The organism is Nonomuraea sp. NPDC059023 (assembly GCF_042740095.1).
GTDB lineage: Bacteria > Actinomycetota > Actinomycetes > Streptosporangiales > Streptosporangiaceae > Nonomuraea.
In genome coordinates, this window is the sequence record NZ_JBHYIO010000077.1 from 1973 (window position 1) to 21334 (window position 19362).

The following is a 19362-nucleotide window of genomic DNA, read 5'->3' on the forward strand; positions in this document are numbered from 1 at the left end:
GGGTGGTTGCCGGGCTAGAGGCGGTTGCCGAGCCGGGGGTGGTTGCCGGGCTAGAGGCGGTTGCCGAGCCGGGGGTGGTTGCCGGGCTAGAGGCGGTTGCCGAGCCGGGGGTGGTTGCCGGGCTAGAGGCGAGGTTAGAGGTCGCTATCGGGTCGGAGGCCGGAGGGGAGGAGGCAGAAGACGCGGAAGCGCCGGGGAAGGAGGGGGCGGAGGTGGGAGGCACGGAGGTGCGAGAAGCGAGGGCGGAAGGCCCAGAGGCGGGAGAGGTGGAGGCGGATGGGGCGGAGGCCGGAAGGGCCGAGGCCGATGCGGAGGAGGCTGATGCAGAGGTGGTGGGAGGGGCCGAGGCCGATGCGGAGGAGGCCGGAGAGGTCGAGGCCGGAGAGGTCGAGGCCGGAGGGGTGGAAGTGCGAGGGGTGGGGGGTGGGGGGTGGTTGGGGGTCATAGGACTCTCCAGGCGACGATGATGGATATGACGAGTCCGGCTGCCATCACCAGCAGCCCCTGCCCCGCGCCCAATCCGGTCCACAACACGCCGAACCCGATCGATGAGACCATCCGCGCGGCCGCCTGGCCCGTCTGGAGGACCGCGAGGCCGCTGGTTCGCAGGGTTTCGGGGAGCATCGGGCCGGCCAGGGCCATCAGCACCCCGTCCGTCGCCGCGTAGAACGCCCCGTGCAGCACGAGGACGGGCACGAGCCAGCCCGGTCCCATCAGCACCAGGTACGCCCCCAGCAACGCCAGGTGCCCGCCCAGGAACACGAAGGCCCTGCCGTACCGGTCGGAAAGGCGGCCGAACGGGACGGCCAGCAGCAGATAAACCCCGGCCGTCCCCAACGGCAGCAAGGGGAACAGTTCCGGAGCGAATCCCAGCCGCCGCTGCAGCATGAGGTAGATGAACGCGTCGCTCACCGTGACCAGCCCGAGCAGGCACGCGGCCGCGCAGACCCGCAGGAACGCGCGGTCGCGCAGCACCGCCGCCCGCAGCGACGGCCGGGGAGCCAGGGGGCCGCGGCGGTCGCGGACCAGGGCGGCGAGCAGGACGACCCCGAGCATCGCGACGCAGAAGCTGGTCACGAACACGGCGTCGTGCGCGCCGCCGGTCGCCGCCAGTACGCCGAAGGCGGCCAGCGGGCCGAGGAAGGCGCCGGCGGTGTCCATCGCGCGGTGGACGCCGAAGGCGGAGCCGAGCCCCTCCGGCGGCGCGCTCAACGTGATCAGCGCGTCCCGGGGCGCGGTGCGCAGGCCCTTGCCGGTGCGGTCGGCGGCGATGGCCGCGCCGAGCGCCGCCACGGAGGCGCCGGCCGCGAGCAGTCCCACCTTGGCGGCGGCGGACAGGGCGTAGCCCGCGCCCGCCACCAGCTTGCGGCGGCGCCAGCGGTCGGCGGCGTGTCCGCCGGCCAGGCGTACGGCGGCGGTGATGCCGAAGTAGAGGCCGTCGAGGACGCCGAACTGCACGAGGCTGAGCCCGAGCGTCCCCACGAGGTACAGCGGAAGCACCGCTGTGATCATTTCTGAGGAGATGTCGGTCACCAGGCTCACCGCGCCGAGCGCCACCACGTTGGCGGGCACGGCGCGGGTGAGCATGGTGCCGCGGATCGACACGTACATCTAGTGGCAGTTGTAGGTCGGGCTGGTGTCCTTGACCGAACCGTCGACGCCGATGAGCTGCCAGGCGAACGTGGTGTCGGTGAAGTTCAGCTTCACGACGCCGAAGGTGTTGGTGAGCCGCTTCTGGCTGTTCGGCTGGACGTTCTCGATGTTGTACGGCGAGGCCCCGCCCATCCCGCCGAGGATCTCGACGATGCCGTTGGGGTCGGCCTGCGCGGTCGGGCTCTGGGGACCGAATCGCTCGTAGTGGTGGTCGTGCCCGTTGAGGACGAGCTCGGCGCCGGCGGCGTACAGACGCTGCCAGACCGGACGGCTGACCGGGTCGTTGCCGTGCGAACCGGAGCTGAACAACGGGTGGTGCCAGTAGGCGGCGACGCACCGCTTGGTGTTGGCGGCCAGGTCGGCGCTGAGCCAGTCGAGCTGGGTCTGGCTGTCGAAGGAGTTGGAGTCGAGGGCGATGAAGTGCCATTCGCCGCGGTCATAGCTGTAGTACGGCTTGCCCTGCGGATAGGCGATGGACCCGAAGTACGACTTGTAGCCGGCCAGCGGGCCCGCCGGGTCGTAGGTCTCGTGGTTGCCCGGCGAGGGGCGCGTCTTGGACTTGAACCGGCCCCACGTCTTGTCGTAGTAGTTCCGGAAGTCCGACAGCAGCGCGTCGTCGTACTGGTTGTCGCCCATGGTGATCACGAACTCGGGGTTCATGGACTCGACCAGGGCGGCGGTCTTGGGGTGGATGCAGGAGGAGCCGGAGGTGCACTGTTCGGCGATGTCGCCGGCGGCGGCGACGGTGAAGGAGGGGCCGCCGGGGCCGGGGGTGCCGCCGAACACCTGCATCTCCCACAGCGAGTAGCCGTAAGGGGTGCCGCGGGCGGTGCCGTACATGCGCACATAACGGCCGGAGGCGGTGAGGGTCAGGTCGTCGAGACCGCCGTCACCCGAGGTCGTGGAGTAGACGGTGCTCCAGGTGGAGGCGTCGGGCGAGACCTGGATCTGGTACGCCTTGCCGTAGGCGACCTCCCAGAACAACTTGACCCGCGAGATCTGCTGGACGCTGCCCAGGTCGACGCGGATCCACTGGGGATCGCTGCCTTCCAGGGAGGCCCAGCGGGTGGAGGTGAAGTTGCCGTCGACGGCCTTGCCCGAGCTGTAGGAGCTGCCCTCCTTGGAGGAGGACGAGGCGGGCTTGCCCTGCGACAGCAGGGTTTCGACGACGGCGGTGGCAGTGGCGGTGGCCGGGGTTAACAACCCGGCCATCAGGACGAGGACGGAGAGCAGAGACCAGCGTGCTCTGGACATGGCGAATCTCCTGGGGGGCGAGATCTGGGCATGATCCGTTGAGCAGCCGGGACAGCGGGTGGTTTCCTCGCTGAGCGCGTCACCCCTGGCGGGGCCGCGCCGAGCCGCTTACCGGTGATCGTGGCAAGCGGCAACGAGCGTGTCAAGTTAGTTAGGAAGGTTTCTTAACCTCCGATGCACGCCGGACCGAGCAATTCCTTGAGATCGCCCACCAGCGACGGCGACGGCGCGACCCGCAACCGGTCCTCGACCCGCAGGACCGTCGTCCTCGGCCCGTGGTGCACCTGCAGGCGCACCTCGGAGGTACCGGGATGGGCGGCCAGGATCTCCTTCAGCCGGGCGACGACCGGCGGCGTGCAGCGGCCGAGCGGCAGGCTGACCGTCAGCGGCCCGCCCGCCTCCCGGGTCAGGTCGGGCGCGGTCACCTCCATCGCGATGATCTTCGCGACGTCCTCGCGCTTGTCGATGCGGCCCTTGACGAAGACGATCGCGTCCTCGGCCAGGATCGTCGAGCACAGCAGGTACGCCGACGGGAAGATCATGACCTCGATGGCGCCTTCGAGGTCCTCCAGCTGGGTGAGGACCCAGGTGTCGCCCTTCTTGGTGACCTTACGCTGCACGCCCGACAGGATGCCGCCCACGGTGACGATCTGGCCGTCGGCGCGGCTCTCGTCCTGCAGGGCCGCGATCGAGCAGTCGGCGCCGGAGGCCAGGATGTGCTCCATGCCGAACAGCGGGTGGTCGGAGACGTACAGGCCCAGCATCTCCCGCTCGAACTGCAGCAGGGTGTTCTTGTCCCACTCCCCCACCGGGATCTGCACGTCGAAGGTCTGGTCCTCGCCGCCCTCGACGGCGCCGAACAGGGAGTCCTGGCCGATGGCCTCGTTCTTCTTGAGGTCGATGATCGCGTCGACGGCCGGCTCGTGCACCATGACCAGGCCCCTGCGGACGTGGCCGAGTGAGTCGAAGGAGCCCGCCTTGATCAGCGACTCGATGACGCGCTTGTTGCAGACGACCGCCGGGACCTTGCGCAGGAACTCCTTGAAGTCGGCGAAACGCCCCTTCTGCCGGCGCGCGCCGATGATGCCGTCGACGACGTTGCCGCCGACGTTGCGGATCGCCGACAGGCCGAAGCGGATGTCGGTGCCGCGCGGGGTGAAGTCGAAGTCGGAGTCGTTGACGTCCGGCGGGAAGACCTTGATGCCCATGCGGCGGCACTCGTTGAGGTAGAGCGCCGACTTGTCCTTGTCGTCCTTGACCGAGGTGAGCAGGGCGGCCATGTACGCGGCCGGGTAGTTGGCCTTGAGATAGGCGGTCCAGTAGGAGACCAGGCCGTAGCCGGCGGTGTGGGCCTTGTTGAAGGCGTAGTCGGAGAAGGGCAGCAGGATGTCCCACAGGGCCTTGATGGCGGCGGCCGGGTAACCGTTGTCCTTCATGCCCTTTTCGAAGAACTCGTACTGCTTGTCCAGCTCGGACTTCTTCTTCTTGCCCATCGCGCGCCGCAGCAGGTCGGCGCCGCCGAGCGAGTAGCCGGCGACCTTCTGCGCGATGGCCATGACCTGCTCCTGATAGACGATCAGGCCGTGGGTCGTGTCGAGGATGTCGCGCAGGGGCTCTTCGAGCGCCTCGTGGATCGGGGAGATCTCCTGCTGGCCGTTCTTGCGCAGCGCGTAGTTGGTGTGGGAGTTGGCGCCCATCGGGCCGGGGCGGTAGAGCGCGAGGGCGGCGGAGATGTCCTCGAAGCTGTCGGGGCGCATCAGGCGCAGCAGCGAGCGCATGCCGCCGCCGTCGAGCTGGAAGATGCCGAGGGTGTCGCCGCGCGCCAGCAGCTCGTACGTCCTGACGTCGTCGAGCGGCAGGCCGAGCAGGTCGATCGTCTCGCCGGTGGCCGACTCGACGGCCTTGAGGCAGTCGTCGATGATCGTCAGGTTGCGCAGGCCCAGGAAGTCCATCTTCAGCAGGCCGAGCGCCTCGCAGGTCGGGTAGTCGAACTGCGTGATGATCACGCCGTCGGAGTCGCGGCGCATGATCGGGACGTAGTCGGTCAGGACCTCCGAGGACATGATGACGCCGGCGGCGTGCACGCCGGTCTGCCGGATCAGCCCCTCCAGGCCCCTGCCGAGGTCCATCGTCGCCTTGACGTCGGCGTCCTCGTCGTAGAGCCTGCGCAGCTCGCCGGCCTCGGGGTAGCGCGGGTGGTCCTTGTCGAAGATGCCCGACAGCGGGATGTCCTTGCCCATGACGGCGGGCGGGAAGGCCTTGGTGACCCGGTCGCCCAGCGCGTAGGGGTAGCCCAGGACGCGGCCGGCGTCCTTGATGGCGGCCTTCGCCTTGATGGTGCCGAAGGTGGCGATCATGGCGACCTTGTCGGCGCCCCACTTCTCGGTCACGTAGCGGATCACGTCGGCGCGCCTGCGCTCGTCGAAGTCGATGTCGACGTCGGGCATGGAGACGCGCTCGGGGTTGAGGAACCGCTCGAACAGCAGCGCGTGCGGGATGGGGTCGAGGTCGGTGATGCCCATCGCGTACGCCACCAGCGACCCGGCGGCCGAGCCGCGACCGGGGCCGACCGCGATGCCGTTGCCCTTGGCCCACATGATGAAGTCGGCGACCACGAGGAAGTAGGACGGGAAGCCCATCTGGAGGATGACGCCCATCTCGTACTCGGCCCGCCGGGTGCGCTCGTCGTCCCAGCCCCGCGGGTAGCGGCGGCGCATGCCCTCCCAGACCGTCTGGCGGAAGAACTCCTCCTCCGTCGTGCCACCGGGCACCGGGAAGCTCGGCATGAGGTTCTTGTGCTCGAAGAACCCGCTCGCGTCGACCTTCTCGGCCACCAGCAGCGTGTTGCGGCAGCCCTGCGCCCACAGCTCGGAGGAGTCGATCGCGCGCATCTCGTCGGCGGACTTGATGGAGTAGCCGGAGCCGTCGAAGCGGAAGCGGTCGGGGTCGGACAGCTGCTTGCCGGTCTGGACGCACAGCAGGGCGTCGTGGGAGGCGGCGTCGGACTCGTAGGTGTAGTGGGAGTCGTTGGTCACCAGCGGCGGGATGTTCAGCTCCTGGCCGATCCTGGCGAGGCCGTCGCGGACGCGGCGCTCGATCTCCAGGCCGTGGTCCATGATCTCCAGGAAGTAGTGCTCCCTGCCGAAGATCTCCTGGTATTTCGCCGCCGCCCGCACGGCCTCGTCGTACTGCCCGAGCCTGAGCCTGGTCTGCACCTCGCCGGACGGGCAGCCGGTCGTGGCCATGAGGCCGCCGGCGTGCTCGGCCAGGATCTCGGCGTCCATGCGGGCCCACTTGCGGTGGAAGCCCTCGGTGTAGGCGCGTGAGGACAGCCGCATCAGGTTGTGCAGGCCGGTCCTGTCGCGCGCCCAGATCGTCATGTGGGTGTAGTAGCCGCCCGCGGAGACGTCGTCCTTCCGCTGGTGGGGCTCGCCCCACAGCACGGGCCGCTTGTTCTGCCGCATCTCGGGGGCGACGTAGGCCTCGATGCCGATGATCGGCTTCACGCCGGCCGCCGTGGCCTGCCGGTAGAAGTCGTAGGCGCCGTGCAGGTTGCCGTGATCGGTGATGGCGATCGCGGGCATGCCCAGCTCGCCGACCTGTCCGAACATCTGCTTGAGCCGCGCGGCCCCGTCGAGCATGGAGTATTCGGTGTGCACGTGCAGATGGACGAACGAGTCGCTGGACGACATGGAGCGGCGCCTCCCGGGACGGACGTGGCGTGCGCCCCGACTCTAGTAGCCGGCACCGACAGTTTCGGGGGCGGCCGCGAGAGCCGCACGACGGCGCGCCCCTCTGGTCGCGGACACCCGCGTGGATATCGTCGCCATGACGGAGTGCGACGGAGGGTTCACACAGTGCAGACGGACGAAGGCTACACCCACGCGCTGGGCAACCGGCACGTCCAGATGATCGCGATCGGCGGCGCGATCGGGGTCGGCCTGTTCCTGGGCGCGGGCGGCAGGCTGGCCGCGGCCGGGCCCGCGCTGGTGCTGTCCTACGCCGCCGCCGGCCTGGCGGCCTTCTTCGTCATGCGGGCGCTGGGCGAGCTGGTGCTCTACCGGCCCACGTCCGGTTCGTTCGTCGACTACGCCAACGAGTTCGTGGGCCCGTGGGCCGCCTTCGCCAGCGGCTGGATGTACTGGATCAACTGGGCCTTCACCGGCATCGCCGAGCTGACGGCGATCGCCACCTACGTCCACCGCTGGGCACCCCACTTCCCCACCTGGGCCACCGCGCTGCTCGCCCTGGGCCTGGTGCTGGTGGTCAACCTGCTGTCGGTGCGGCTCTTCGGCGAGCTGGAGTTCTGGTTCGCGCTGCTGAAGGTGCTGGCGATCATCACCTTCCTCGTGGTCGGGCTCTGCGCGGTGCTGTTCTCCGTGGGCGCGGCCACCCCGGCCAACCTCGTCGCGCACGGCGGCTTCTTCCCCAACGGCTTCGGCGTCGTGCTGATGAGCCTGCAGGCCGTGGTCTTCGCCTACGCCTCCATCGAACTGGTCGGCATCACCGCCGGGGAGACCGCCAACCCCCGCCAGGTCATGCCCAAGGCCATCAACGGCGTCATCTGGCGCATCGCCGTCTTCTACGTCGGCTCGGTCATCCTGCTGGCGATGGTGCTGCCCTGGACCGCCTACAACGCGGACAACTCGCCGTTCGTCACGTTCTTCGCCAGCCTCGGCGTGCCGTGGGCGGCCGACGCCATGAACCTGATCGTGATCACCGCCGCCATGTCATCGTGCAACTCCGGCCTCTACTCCACGGGCCGCATCCTGCGCTCGATGGCGACCAAGGGCGAGGCGCCCGCCTTCGCCGCGCGGCTCAGCGGGCGGCACGTGCCCATCGGGGGCATCCTGATGACGGCCGCCGTCTTCCTGGCCGGGGTGGCGTTGTTCTACTTCGTGCCCGAGCGCGCGTTCAACATCGCCACCGCCGTGGCCTCCCTCGGCGTGATCACCACCTGGGGGACGCTGGTGTACTGCCAGCTCCGGCTGCGCGGGCGCGGGCACGTCTCGCCGTTCAGGATGCCGGGCACGCCGTACACGAACTGGGCGACGCTGGCGTTCCTGGCGCTGGTGGTGCTGCTCATGCCGTTCGCCGACGACGACCAGCGGGTGGCGTTCTTCCTGCTGCCGCTGCTCGCGGCCGGGATCGCGATCGGCTGGAAGATCACCGCCGCACGGCGGCGCGCCCACCGTGCCGGTCCCCCGCCCATGCCGTAGACCGCCTGCCCGGTGAACGTGTGGCGACAAATGATGTCGAAAAGATTACATCTGGCGTCTACCTGCCATAGCTTGCTACCCGCAGAACGGACTGACTCTTACGTGAGTCGCCGTTGATCCCCCGCTATGGGAGTATTTCTTGGCCTAGAGGAGGGTTTGAGGCCGTTGACGTCGGATCGTACGCAGCGTGGTCGCCGCATCGCCGGCCGCTACCAACTGCAGGAGCCCATCGGCAGGGGCGGCATGGGGATCGTCTGGCGGGCCCATGACGAACTGCTCGATCGCACCGTCGCGGTCAAGGAGGTCCGTTACGCGGCCGCCCTGGGCGACGAGGTCCAGCTGCTCAACCGGCGTACCATGCGCGAGGCCAGGGCGGCGGCCAGGTTCGAGCATCCCAACGTGATCGTCGTGCACGACGTGATCGAGGAGGACGACCGCCCCTGGATCGTCATGCAGCTCGTGCCCTCGCGCTCCCTCGGCGCCGTGATCAAGCAGGACGGTCCGCTGCAGCCCGCCCGCGTGGCCGAGATCGGGGTGGCCGTCCTCGACGCGCTGCACCGGGCCCACGAGGCGGGCGTACTGCATCGCGACGTCAAGCCCGAGAACGTGCTGCTGGCCGACGACGGCCGCGTGGTGCTGACCGACTTCGGCATCGCCACGCTGGAGACCGAGACGCAGCTGACCATGACCGGCCTGGCCGGCACGCCCGCGTTCATCGCGCCGGAGCGGCTCAAGGGCCTGCCCGCGCGGCGTGAGTCCGACCTGTGGTCGCTGGGCGCCACCCTCTACACGGCGGTGGAGGGCAAGTCGCCGCACGAGCGCGGCATGGCGCTGGCGACCATGCACGCGGTGCTGACCGACGAGCCCGACGCCTCGCACAACGCCGGGCCGCTCAAGCCCATCATCGACGGACTGCTGGTCAAGGAGCCGGTGCAGCGGCTGACGTACGAGGAGACGGCGCGCATGCTGCGCCGGATCGTCATGCAGTCGCACTCCGAGGCCGTGGTGGCCGTGGACGACATGCCCACCGACCCCAACCTCAAGCCCGTGGCGGCCGCCGTACCGGAGACCGGGACCAAGATCGCCCGGCCGACGCGGATCGACACCTCCGCGCTGGAGAGCGCGGCCGTGGAGCAGGCGCGCACGGCCGAGCGCGAGCGCGCCGCCGCCGAGCGCGAACGCGAGCAGATCCGCAAGCGGGAGCTGGAGCGCGAGCGGGCGCGGGCCCGCGAGCGCGAGAAGGCGGCGGAACGCGAGCGGGCCCGTGAGCGGGAAAGGGCGAGGGAGCGTGAGGCCGCCAGGGAGCGCGAGCGGGAAGCGGCCAGGCAGCGGGCGGCGCTCGCGGCCGAGGCGCCCGCCGACGCCGACGACCCGGACTCCTGGGACCTGGTCCCGGCCGCCCCCGCGACCGAGCTCACCCATCCCTCCGGCGAGGGCGGCCGCCGCCGCTACGGCCCGCTCCTCGCGGTCGGCGCGGCCGTGATCCTGGTCGCCGGGATCGGCGGCTACCTCGGCCTGAACTCGGCCCTGGACAAGGGAGACAAGAAAGAGGACCCGGGGCGCGCCCAGCAGAGCGCCGCCGTGACCTCCAGCCCCGAGAAGAGCCCGCCGGAGCAGACCGGCCCCTCCCCCACCCCGGAGGCGTCCAAGGCGGAGGGCGTGCTGCCCGACGGCTGGAAGATGCACAAGGACAAGTCGGGCTTCTCCCTGGCCCTGCCCAAGGGCTGGAAGGAGTTCAAGCGCGAGGGCAGCCAGATCTTCTACCGCGGCCCCGGCGCCGGATCCAACGCCTTCGTGGCGATCGACCAGATCGACAAGGCCGGCGACGACCCGGTCGGCGACTGGAAGCGGCAGGAGAAGTCGGCCAAGAACACCTTCGGCGGCTACAAGAAGATCCACATCAAGAAGGTCGACTACATGGTGGCGGCGGCGGACTGGGAGTTCACCTGGAACACCAACACCGGTGAGACCCGGGTACGCAACCGGGGCTTCGTCACCGAAGGCGGGATGGGCTACTCCATCTACTGGCACAACCTGGCCAGCCGGTGGAAGAAGGACCTGCACTTCTTCGACACCTTCGCCGCCACCTTCAAACCCGCCAAGTAGGCTGCACCGCGTGGAACGGCTGGTCAGCAACCGCTACCGACTCATCGAGCCGATCGGCGAGGGCGGCATGGGCGTGGTGTGGCGCGCCCACGACGAGTTGCTCGACCGTCCCGTGGCCGTCAAGGAGGTCCGCTACTCCGGCGTCGGCGAGGCCAAGCGCAGCGAGCTCAACCGGCGCACGATCCGGGAGGCGAGGGCCGCCGGGCGGCTGGAGCACCCGTCGGTGGTCGTGGTCTACGACGTGGTCGAGGAGGACGGCCGCCCCTGGATCGTCATGAACCTCGTGCGCTCGCGCTCGCTGGCCAAGGTCGTCGGCGACGACGGCCCGCTGCCGCCCGCCACGGTGGCGGCGATCGGCGCGGCGCTGCTGGACGCGCTGCGCACCGCGCACGCCGCGGGCGTGCTGCACCGTGATGTGAAGCCGGAGAACGTGCTGCTGGCCGACGACGGCCGCGTGGTGCTGACCGACTTCGGCATCGCCACACTGGAGGCCGAGCAGGGCCTGACCGCGACGGGCAACCTGGTCGGCACGCCCGCGTACATGCCGCCCGAGCGCCTCAACGGCCTGCCCGCCGGGCCGGAGTCCGACCTGTGGGCGCTGGGCGCGACCCTGTACACCGCGGTCGAGGGCAGGCCGCCCTTCCGCGGCGACTCGTGGGCGGCCACGGTGGCCGCCGTCCTGCGCGACCCGCCCGCCCCGTCGGCGCACGCGGGCGCGCTCGCGCCGGTCATCGAGGGCCTGCTGCGCCGCGACCCGGCCGCCCGCATCCCCGCCGCCCAGGCCGCCGCACTGCTCCACACGGCATCCGGTACGGCCCCGCCGCCCCACGGCCACGTCAGGCCACCCGGCGGCGCCCGCCACGAACCCACCCTCCACAACGGCGGCCACCCTACGGGCGAGTCGCGGACCAGACGCCGCCCACGCTGGATAGCCGCCTCCACCGCGCTCGTCGCCGTGGGCGGCCTGGCCACGGCCGGTTTCCTGCTGTCGGGCAGGCTGGCCGGCACCGCCGCGCCCAAGCCCACCCCGACACCACCCGCCACCGGCGCCACCGCCACCCCCGCGACGACCGCCACGCCGTCCCCCACGCTCCCCAAAGGCTGGCGCACGGTCACCAGCAAGACCGGCGCCTTCTCCCTGGCCGTGCCCAAGGACTGGAAGGGCAGCAAGACCCCGGACCGCGACAGCATCTCCTGGACCGGCCCCGGCCCCGGCGGCCAGCTCATCGTCGAGTGGACCGACGACGTCTGGAGCGACCCCGTCCAGCACTGGAAGAACGTCGAGGGCGACATCCTGCGCAGGAACGAGTTCCGCGACTACAAGCGGATCGCGATCAGGCGGCTGACCTACCTGGGCCGCCCCGCCGCCGACTGGGAGTTCACGCGGATGAAGGGCACGACGCGGGTGCACGTCATCACGCGGGGCTTCCGCGCCGCCGACGGCCGCCCGTACGCCGTCTACTGGGAGCTTCCCGACAGCCGTTGGGAGGCCCACGTGAACTACTTCAACACCTTCGTGGAGTATTTTCGGGTGTTGTGAAGGAGCAGGCGAACTTCTGGCGGCACCCGGCGGTGCCCGAGGTCAACCTGCTCAAAGCCCGCTACGTCACCCACCGCTTCAGCCGCCACACCCACGCCGAGTACGCGATCGGGCTGATCCTCGACGGCGTCGAGGAGTTCCAGAACCGCGGCGCCACCCACCGGGCGGGCTCGGGCGAGATCGTGCTGGTCAACGCCGACTCGGTACACACCGGTCACGCGGGGACGCCGGACGGGTGGGCCTACCGGATGCTGTACCCGTCGGCCGAGGCCATGGCGGAGGTGACGGCCGAGCTGGGCCTGCCGTACGCGCGGCCGTTCTTTCCCGAGCAGGTGGTGAACGATCCGGCGCTGGCGGGACTGCTGAGGCGCACGCATCTGGCGGCCGAACGCGGCGACGACCTGGCGGCCTCGACGCTGATGCGGACGTTCTTCGCGCAGCTGATGTCGCGCCACTCGACGCCGCCGCACGCCCCGTCGAACGGCGCGCCCGCGGGCGGGCGTGAGGTGGAGGCGGCGCTGGAGGTGCTGCGCGCGCGCATGGTGGACCCGCCGACGCTGGAGGAACTGGCCGCGACGGTGGGCGCGCGGCCGTTCCCGCTGCTGCGGGCGTTCAAGGCGGCGACGGGCCTGCCGCCGCACGCCTATCTCACCTCGTTGCGGGTACGGCAGGCCCGCTCACTCCTGGAGACGGGCAGCCCGCCCGCCCTGGTGGCGGCCGAGGTGGGCTTCACCGACCAGGCCCACCTGAACCGGCACTTCAAGCGCATCGTGGGCGTGCCACCGGCGGCGTACCGGCGCTCCGCAGGAACGTACAAGACGGAGGAAGGCCCAGCTTCCTAGCCTTACCCGCATGGAACAGACAACAACCCGTTCCGCCGCGATCCGGGACGGTTTGGGCGTCGGGCTGGCAGTGGGCCTGTCCGGCGTCGCCTTCGGGGCCGCGGCCGTCACCGCGGGACTGGACGTGGCGCAGGCGTGCGTGCTGAGCCTGCTGACGTTCACGGGCGCCTCGCAGTTCGCCCTGACCGGCGCCGTGGGCGCGGGCGGCGACCTGGTCTCGGCCACGGCGGGAGCCCTGCTGCTCGGTACCCGCAACACCCTGTACGGCCTGCGCCTGGCCGACCTCCTCCAGGTCCGCGGCGGGCGCCGGGCGGTGACCGCGCACGGCGTCATCGACGAGACCGCCGCCGTCGCCCTCGCCCAGCCGGACCCGGCGGCGGCCAGGGCCGGGTTCACCACCACGTTCGTCACGCTCTACGTCATGTGGAACCTCACCACGCTCGCCGGAGCGCTCGGCACCTCCTTCATGGGCGACCCGGGCATGCTGGGGCTGGACGTCGTCGGCCCGGCCACGTTCCTGGCCATCCTGTGGCCGCGGTTGCGGGAACGTTCCGAACTGCGCACGCTCGCCCTGACCGGCGCGCTCATCGCGCTGGCCGCCACGCCGTTCCTGCCGCCGGGCGTGCCCGTGCTGGTGGCGGCGGCCGCCGTGCTGGTGGTGATGGTCCGATGACGCTCTGGTGGGCGATCGCGATCGTCTGCGCGGGCTGCTACGCGCTGAAGCTGGCGGGCCTCGCCGCCCCGCGCAAGGTCCTGGACCACCCGCTCGTGCACCGCTTCTCCGAACTGGTGCCCGTGGCGCTGCTGGCCGCGCTGATCGCGGTGCAGATGTTCACCGCGCAGGGCCGCCTGGACTTCGACCTGGCCAGGACCGCCGGGCTGGGCGCCGCGGTGGTCGCGCTGCTGCTGCGCGCGCCGTTCCTGGCCGTGCTGGCGTCGGCGGCAGTCGTCACCGCGCTTGTAAGGCTCTTTACCGGGTAGACGCCCCGCATGTCCGAATCTGCGGTGATCGTCGGCGGCCGCTACCGTCTGCTCAGAACCATCGGCAAGGGTGGCATGGGCACCGTCTGGCAGGCCCATGACGAGGTGCTCGGCCGGGACGTGGCGGTCAAGGAGATCCAGCCGCCACCCGACCTCAGCGGCCCCGAGCGCGAGGTGTTCACCGTACGGACCTTCCGCGAGGCGCGGGCCGCCGGACGGGTCGCCCACCCGGGTGTGGCGACCGTCTACGACGTGCTGGAGGAGCACGGGCACCCCTGGATCATCATGCAGCTCGTGCCCTCGCGCACGCTGGGTGAGACGGTGCGGGAGGAGGGCGCGCTGCCCCCGGTCCAGGCGGCGGCGATCGGCCTGCAGCTCATGCAGGCGTTGCGGGCGGCGCACGCGGCCGGGGTCCTGCACCGCGACGTCAAACCGGACAACGTGCTGCTCACCGACGACGGCCGGGCGGTGCTGACCGACTTCGGCATCGCCACCACCGAGGACGACGCCTCCCTCACCAGGACCGGCGTCCTGGTCGGCACCCCCGCCTTCATCGCCCCTGAACGCGCCGCTGGCGGCACCGCCCGTCCGGCCGCCGACCTGTGGTCGCTGGGCGTCACCCTGTACGTGGCCGTCGAGGGCCACTCCCCCTTCCAGCGCGGGCACGCGCTGGCCACGCTGGGCGCCGTCATGCACGACCCGCCGGGGCCCTTGTCCAAGGCGGGGCCGCTGGGCCCGATCATCCTTGGCCTGCTGGAGAAGAACCCCGCCGACCGCCTGACCGCCGAGGACACCGAGCGCCACCTGCACGCCATCACCACCGGCCTCGCCCCCGAACCCACCGCCCCCTTCCCTCCGATCCCGGAAACCGGAGCCACAGTCACGGGTGTCGCGGGTGCGGGCGTCGCGGGCGCGGGTGCGGGCGTCACGGGTGCGGACATGGGCTCGGATGGCGCGGGCATTGCAGGCGCGGATGCGGGAGGCTCGGGCGCGGGCATGGGTGGCGCGGGCGGGGTGGGCGCTCGTGGCGCGGGTGTGGCAGGTGCGGGGGTCGGGGACGGGTATGGCGGGCCGGGCGCGGGAGGCGGGAACGGTGGTGGCCGTGACGGGCGCGGGTCCGGACGGCATGGACGCGGTTCCGGGCGGGCGGGGCGGGTGGCCGCGCTGATCGGGCTCGTGCTGGCGGCGGGCCTGGTGACGGGCGGGGTGGCGTGGTGGTCGGAGCGCGACGTGGCCACCCGGACGCCCTCGACGCCCGTGGTGAAGAGCACCCCCACGAGCAACCCCTCGCCGTCCGGCACTCCCCCGCCGTCCTCCGCCCCGCCCTCCGACTCCCCGGTACGGCAGAGCCCCACCACCCAGCCCACCACCAGAACCCCGGAACCCGATCCCACCCCGACCAAGAAGCCCACCCCCACCCGCTCGGCCACCGAGAAGGGCGACGACGACCAGCCCGGCGAGGTCGACCCGTCGGAGAACGGCGACGGCAAGGGCGGCAAGAACAAGCAGGACGAGGGCAAGAACGAGGACCAGCAAGCCGGGGACCAGCAGAACGAGGACCCCGGTTCCGGCCTCGCGATGACCGACACAAAGGGCTGAAGCACCCATGCGGCACCCGGGCATGCGGGTCAGGTCAGAGCGGTAGCCGTACCGTGAAGGTGGTGCCTGTGCCGGGGGTGGACGCGGCCCGCACCTCGCCGCCATGGGACGCCACGACGGCGGCCACGATCGACAGTCCCAGCCCCGACCCCCCGAGCCGCCGCCCGTCGGCCTGCCGGTGCTCGCCGCGCCAGAAGCGCTCGAACACCCGTTCGGTCTGCTCCTCGCTCAGGCCGGGTCCCTCGTCGATGACCTCCAGCACCGCGTGCCCGCCCTCCCTGTCCAGGCGGACGACGGCGGGGGTGCCGGGCGGCGTGTGGTCCAGGACGTTCTTGAGCAGGTTGCCGACGACCTGGCGGAGCCTGAGCGGGTCGCCGGTGACGGTGACGGGGGTGGCGCACTCCAGTCCGATCACGCGCCCGGGGTCCATGGCGTGGGCGTCGGAGACGGCGTCGGCGGCCAGCGCCATCAGGTCGACGGGCGTGCGTTCCAGGGGGCGGCCCTGGTCGAGGCGGGCCAGGAGCAGCATCTCGTCGACCATCGAGCCCATGCGCCCGGCCTCGGCCTCGATGCGGTGCATGGCCCGCGCCAGGTCCTCGGGACGGCCGTCGGCACCGCGGCGGAACAACTCGGCGTAGCCGCGGATGGTGGCGATCGGGGTGCGCAGTTCGTGGGAGGCGTCGGCGACGAACCTGCGCAGCCGTTCCTCCGAGGACTCCCGCTGGCGGAACGCCCCCTCCAGCTGGCCGAGCATCGCGTTGAGCGCGTGGGCCAGGCGGCCCACCTCGCCGACCGGGCGGGCGGCTTCGACACGGCGTTCCAGGTTGCCCGCGCCGATGTCGGCGGCGGCCTCGACCATGCGGTCCAGCGGGCGCAGCCCCTTGCGGATCAGGTGGGCGGCCAGAAACGTCAGCAGGACCAGCGCCGCCGCCGAGGTACCGGCCAGGACCCAGGCCACCCGCGAGGTCAGCTCGTCGGAGGCGGCCACGAGCGCCTCCGGGGTGTTCATGGCCAGCAGCCTGCTGCCGCCGGAGCCGCGCCAGTCCTGCAGCGCGCCGAACGTGGCCCCGGCCACGAGTCCCAGCGCCAGCGTGACCAGCCCGACCGTGGTGAGGACCAGCCGGGTGCGCAGGGTCATCGGTCCTCCCTGGGCAGGCGCAGCACGTAGCCGATCCTGGGCATGGTGTGGATCAGCGGGGGCTCGAAGGCGTCGACCTTGCGGCGCAGGTAGCTGATGTAGGTCTGGACGACGCCGTCGTTGCCGCCGAAGTCGTAGTCCCAGACGTGGTCGAGGATCTGGCGCTTGGACATGACCTTGCCCGCGTTGGCGACCAGGAAGCGCAGCAGCTTGAACTCGGTCGGGGTCAGGTCGATGCGCTGACCGGCCCGCCAGACCTCGTAGGTGTCGTCGTCCACGACCAGGTCGGCGAACCCGGCCCGCGCCGAGCTCTGCGCGGCCCCGCTGGTCCTGCGCAGAACGGCGTGAATGCGCAGGATCAGCTCCTCCAGGCTGAACGGCTTGGTGACGTAGTCGTCGCCGCCGACGGTCAGCCCGGTGATCTTGTCCTCGGTGGCGTCGCGCGCGGTGAGGAAGACGACGGGCACCTGGGAGCCCGCCGTCCTGATCCGGTGGCAGACCTCGGTGCCGAGGATGTCGGGCAACAGGACGTCCAGCACGATCAGGTCGGGGTCGAAGCTCTGGGCCAGCGCCACCGCGGACGCCCCGCTGCCGGCGATCCGCGTCTCGAACCCCTCGTAACGCAGGGCGGTGGAGACCAGGTCGGCCAGGTACGGTTCGTCGTCGACGACCAGGATTCGGCTCACGGGACCAGTCTTTCCCGTCCGTTCTGTGAAAGCCCATAAAGATCTCTGTGAAACCGCACTCACATGCTTTTCTAAGAACGCCCACAGAGCGGGCACCGGCGGCGCTGCTCGACTGTTTCCATGGAGAGAATCTCGGCCTTCGTACTCGGCCGCAAGGGCCTCGTCACGCTGCTGGCCGTCCTTGCCTTCCTGATCGGCATGGGCGCCACCCCGATCGCGATCCAGCGGCTGTCGGAGGAGTACTCCCACGCCGGCATGCCCGCCTTCGACGCCAACCAGGAGATCGTCCGTCTTTACGGCAACGGCGGCTACCAGCGTCCGTTCGTGCCGGTGGTGGTACTGCCCGAGGGCACGACCGCGACCGACCAGCGGGCGGCGCTCGGCCGCGCGTACGATGCGGTATCCGCGGCGATGCCCCAGGCACGCGTCGTGTCGTTCGCCAGTACCGGGGACAGGAAGCTGGTCGGCTCGGACGGCCGTACCACCTTCGGCCTGGTCTACCCCGGCACCTACTCCGACGGCAGCCCGCCGGGCGGCGGCCTCGGCGAGACACCCGACGAGGGCCCGGTGATCAGCGCGGCGATGAGACCGCACCTGCCCCAGGGCAGCCGGGTCGAGGTGACCGGCCTGGACGCGCTGGCGCCCAGCGTGGACGCCGGCGGCGTGGACGTGCCCACGAAGATCGGCATCGGCGTCCTGGCGGCGGTGATCGTGCTGCTGCTGGTCTTCCGCTCGGCGCTGGCCCTGGTGCCGGTGCTGATCTCGGTGCTGGCGGTGTTCGTGTCGTTCATCGCGATCCTGCTGCTGACGTTCGTGATGACCGTGCACGACGTGGCGCTGACCACGATGCCGCTGCTCGGGCTCGGCATCGCGGTGGACTACTCGTTGCTGATCGTGGCGCGCTGGCGGGAGGAGCAGGCCAACGGCCACCGGGGCGACGAGGCGGTCCACCGGGCCATGGCGGGGGCCGGGCGGGCGGTGCTGTTCAGCGGCGTGGCCGTCGCGATCGGGCTGGTGACCATGGTGGTGCTGCCGGTGCCGTTCCTGCGCAGCCTGGGCGTCGCCGGGATGATCATCGCGGCGGTGAGCGTGCTGGTGACGCTGACCGTGCTGCCGGTCCTACTCGCCCGTGCCGGCCAGCGCCTGGACCGTAAAAAGGGCGGCGACGTGCGCTTCGCCCGCGAGGCGCGGGCGGGCCGGGCCTGGTCGGCGTGGGCGCACGCGGTGGTGCGCCGGCGCTGGCCGGCCGCGATCGTGGCCGGCGGGCTGCTGGCCGCGCTCTGCTACACCGCCCTGGGCGTCAACCTCGGCCTGCCGGAGAGCGCGCACCTGCGCACCTCCGGTTCCGGGTACGCCGGGCTGACCGCGCTGCGGCAGGCGGGTGTGCCGACCGGCTCCATCACCCCGTTCGACGTGCTGGTGAAGGGCGATCCGGCCACGGCCACCGCCATGATCGCCGGGGTGGAGGGCGTCTCGGCGGTGCTGTCGCCGGACACGCCCGGCTGGCGCCGCGAGGGCACCGCCGTCCTGGCCGTGCTGCCCGCGGCCGAGAACGGCACCGACGCCGGCGAGGCGACCATCGCCCGCGTGCGCGCCGCGGTGCCGGCCGGCGTGCTGGTCGGCGGCAACGCCGCGCAGAGCATGGACTTCCGTGAGCACACCTACGGCGCCTTCCCGTGGATGTTCGCGATGATCGCGCTGGTGACGTTCGTGATGCTCGCCCGCGCGTTCCGCTCGCTGCTGCTGCCGCTGAAGGCGGTCCTGCTCAACCTGCTCTCGCTGGGCGCGGTGATCGGCGCGATGGTGCTCATCTGGCAGTACGGCTGGGGCACCAGGGAGATCCTGGACATCCAGCCGACCGGGGCCATCGGGGAGTTCGTCCCGCTGACCATCTTCGCGTTCCTGTACGGGCTGAGCATGGACTACGAGGTGTTCCTCCTGGCCAGGATGCGGGAGGAGTACGACAAGACCGGAAACACGGCGCAGGCGGTCGTGGAGGGGGTCGGGCGGACGGGGCGGCTGGTGACCTCGGCGGCGCTGATCCTGTTCATCTCCTTCGCGGTGCTGGCTATGACGCCGGAGCTGGATGTCAAGGTGTTCGCCAGCGGGCTGGCGCTGGGGATCGCCCTGGACGCCACGCTCATCCGGGCCGTGCTCGTGCCCGCGGCGGTGGCGATGATGGGGCGCTGGAACTGGTGGCTGCCGGGGTGGGCGGCGCGGGTGCTGTTCGTGCGGCCCTCGCCACTGCGGCACGAGGATCGGGTGGCGCCGGCCGTACCGGAACCCGTGGGCTGACCCGAACGGGCCGCCGCCCCACCCGGGGGGGCGGCCCCTCCCGGACCCA

14 protein-coding genes are annotated in these 19362 nt (G+C 71.3%); 9 read left to right on the plus strand and 5 right to left on the minus strand.

Annotated features, from left to right (window positions below):
* Nucleotides 1-467, plus strand: a 467-nt coding sequence (locus tag ACFWYW_RS56860; protein ID WP_379641420.1) for a hypothetical protein, incomplete at its 5' end; no start/stop codon positions are given.
* On the opposite strand, the gene ACFWYW_RS56865 is transcribed toward ACFWYW_RS56860, so the two are convergent.
* The 3 genes from ACFWYW_RS56865 to dnaE all read right to left on the minus strand — a co-directional run bounded on the left by ACFWYW_RS56865 (nt 442) and on the right by dnaE (nt 6599).
* Nucleotides 442-1611, minus strand: a complete 1170-nt coding sequence (locus ACFWYW_RS56865; RefSeq protein ID WP_379618491.1) for an MFS transporter — start codon at nt 1609-1611, stop codon at nt 442-444. The genes ACFWYW_RS56860 and ACFWYW_RS56865 overlap by 26 nt on opposite strands.
* The gene (locus ACFWYW_RS56870; RefSeq protein ID WP_379618493.1) at nt 1612-2907 is read right to left on the minus strand and encodes a discoidin domain-containing protein; all 1296 of its coding nucleotides are present in this window, start codon (nt 2905-2907) and stop codon (nt 1612-1614) included. It abuts the gene before it with no gap.
* A gap of 164 nt (nt 2908-3071) precedes the next feature.
* Nucleotides 3072-6599 carry a DNA polymerase III subunit alpha gene (gene dnaE, locus ACFWYW_RS56875; RefSeq protein WP_379618495.1) on the minus strand — a complete coding sequence of 1176 codons (3528 nt, stop codon included), beginning with the start codon at nt 6597-6599 and terminating at the stop codon, nt 3072-3074.
* 165 nt (nt 6600-6764) lie between these two features.
* Between dnaE and ACFWYW_RS56880 the strand changes: the two genes are divergently transcribed.
* The 7 genes from ACFWYW_RS56880 (at nt 6765) to ACFWYW_RS56910 (ending at nt 15194) form a co-directional block, all read left to right on the plus strand.
* Nucleotides 6765-8126 carry an amino acid permease gene (locus ACFWYW_RS56880; RefSeq protein WP_379618497.1) on the plus strand — a complete coding sequence of 454 codons (1362 nt, stop codon included), beginning with the start codon at nt 6765-6767 and terminating at the stop codon, nt 8124-8126.
* A 165-nt stretch (nt 8127-8291) separates the two neighbouring features.
* The gene (locus ACFWYW_RS56885; protein WP_379618499.1) at nt 8292-10232 is read left to right on the plus strand and encodes a serine/threonine-protein kinase; all 1941 of its coding nucleotides are present in this window, start codon (nt 8292-8294) and stop codon (nt 10230-10232) included.
* A 10-nt stretch (nt 10233-10242) separates the two neighbouring features.
* Entirely contained in the window at nt 10243-11772 is a 1530-nt protein-coding gene (locus ACFWYW_RS56890; protein WP_379618501.1) for a serine/threonine-protein kinase, read from the plus strand.
* Nucleotides 11769-12614, plus strand: coding sequence for an AraC family ligand binding domain-containing protein (locus tag ACFWYW_RS56895; RefSeq protein ID WP_379618503.1), 846 nt, complete (start codon nt 11769-11771; stop codon nt 12612-12614). The genes ACFWYW_RS56890 and ACFWYW_RS56895 overlap by 4 nt, the downstream gene beginning before the upstream one ends.
* Before the next feature lie 10 nt (nt 12615-12624).
* Entirely contained in the window at nt 12625-13287 is a 663-nt protein-coding gene (locus tag ACFWYW_RS56900; RefSeq protein WP_379618505.1) for an AzlC family ABC transporter permease, read from the plus strand.
* Complete coding sequence (locus ACFWYW_RS56905) at nt 13284-13595, plus strand: AzlD domain-containing protein (RefSeq protein ID WP_379618507.1); 312 nt, start codon at nt 13284-13286, stop codon at nt 13593-13595. Before ACFWYW_RS56900 ends, ACFWYW_RS56905 begins: the two co-directional genes overlap by 4 nt.
* 9 nt (nt 13596-13604) lie before the next feature.
* On the plus strand, nt 13605-15194 hold the full coding sequence (locus tag ACFWYW_RS56910) for a serine/threonine-protein kinase (RefSeq protein WP_379618509.1): 1590 nt from the start codon (nt 13605-13607) through the stop codon (nt 15192-15194).
* 34 nt (nt 15195-15228) lie between these two features.
* Here the strand turns inward: ACFWYW_RS56910 and ACFWYW_RS56915 are convergent, their stop codons facing one another.
* Complete coding sequence (locus ACFWYW_RS56915; protein WP_379618511.1) at nt 15229-16332, minus strand: sensor histidine kinase; 1104 nt, start codon at nt 16330-16332, stop codon at nt 15229-15231.
* Nucleotides 16329-17018 (minus strand): response regulator transcription factor, encoded by a 690-nt coding sequence (locus ACFWYW_RS56920; RefSeq protein WP_379618513.1) that lies wholly within the window; start codon nt 17016-17018, stop codon nt 16329-16331. Before ACFWYW_RS56920 ends, ACFWYW_RS56915 begins: the two co-directional genes overlap by 4 nt.
* Nucleotides 17019-17138: 120 nt before the next feature.
* Here ACFWYW_RS56920 and ACFWYW_RS56925 point away from each other — a divergent pair, with 120 nt between their 5' ends.
* A complete protein-coding gene (locus ACFWYW_RS56925; protein ID WP_379618515.1) occupies nt 17139-19313 on the plus strand; it encodes an MMPL family transporter in 2175 nt (724 codons plus the stop codon).
* The last annotated feature ends 49 nt before the right edge of the window (nt 19314-19362 follow it).

Coding starts and splice junctions, on each gene's coding strand:
- ACFWYW_RS56925 (WP_379618515.1), top strand. CDS start 17,139: ATGGAGAGAATCTCGGCCTTCGTACTCGGCCGCAAGGGCCTCGTCACG.
- ACFWYW_RS56905 (WP_379618507.1), top strand. CDS start 13,284: ATGACGCTCTGGTGGGCGATCGCGATCGTCTGCGCGGGCTGCTACGCG.
- ACFWYW_RS56915 (WP_379618511.1), bottom strand. CDS start 16,332: ATGACCCTGCGCACCCGGCTGGTCCTCACCACGGTCGGGCTGGTCACG.
- dnaE (WP_379618495.1), bottom strand. CDS start 6,599: ATGTCGTCCAGCGACTCGTTCGTCCATCTGCACGTGCACACCGAATAC.
- ACFWYW_RS56900 (WP_379618505.1), top strand. CDS start 12,625: ATGGAACAGACAACAACCCGTTCCGCCGCGATCCGGGACGGTTTGGGC.
- ACFWYW_RS56865 (WP_379618491.1), bottom strand. CDS start 1,611: ATGTACGTGTCGATCCGCGGCACCATGCTCACCCGCGCCGTGCCCGCC.
- ACFWYW_RS56910 (WP_379618509.1), top strand. CDS start 13,605: ATGTCCGAATCTGCGGTGATCGTCGGCGGCCGCTACCGTCTGCTCAGA.
- ACFWYW_RS56870 (WP_379618493.1), bottom strand. CDS start 2,907: ATGTCCAGAGCACGCTGGTCTCTGCTCTCCGTCCTCGTCCTGATGGCC.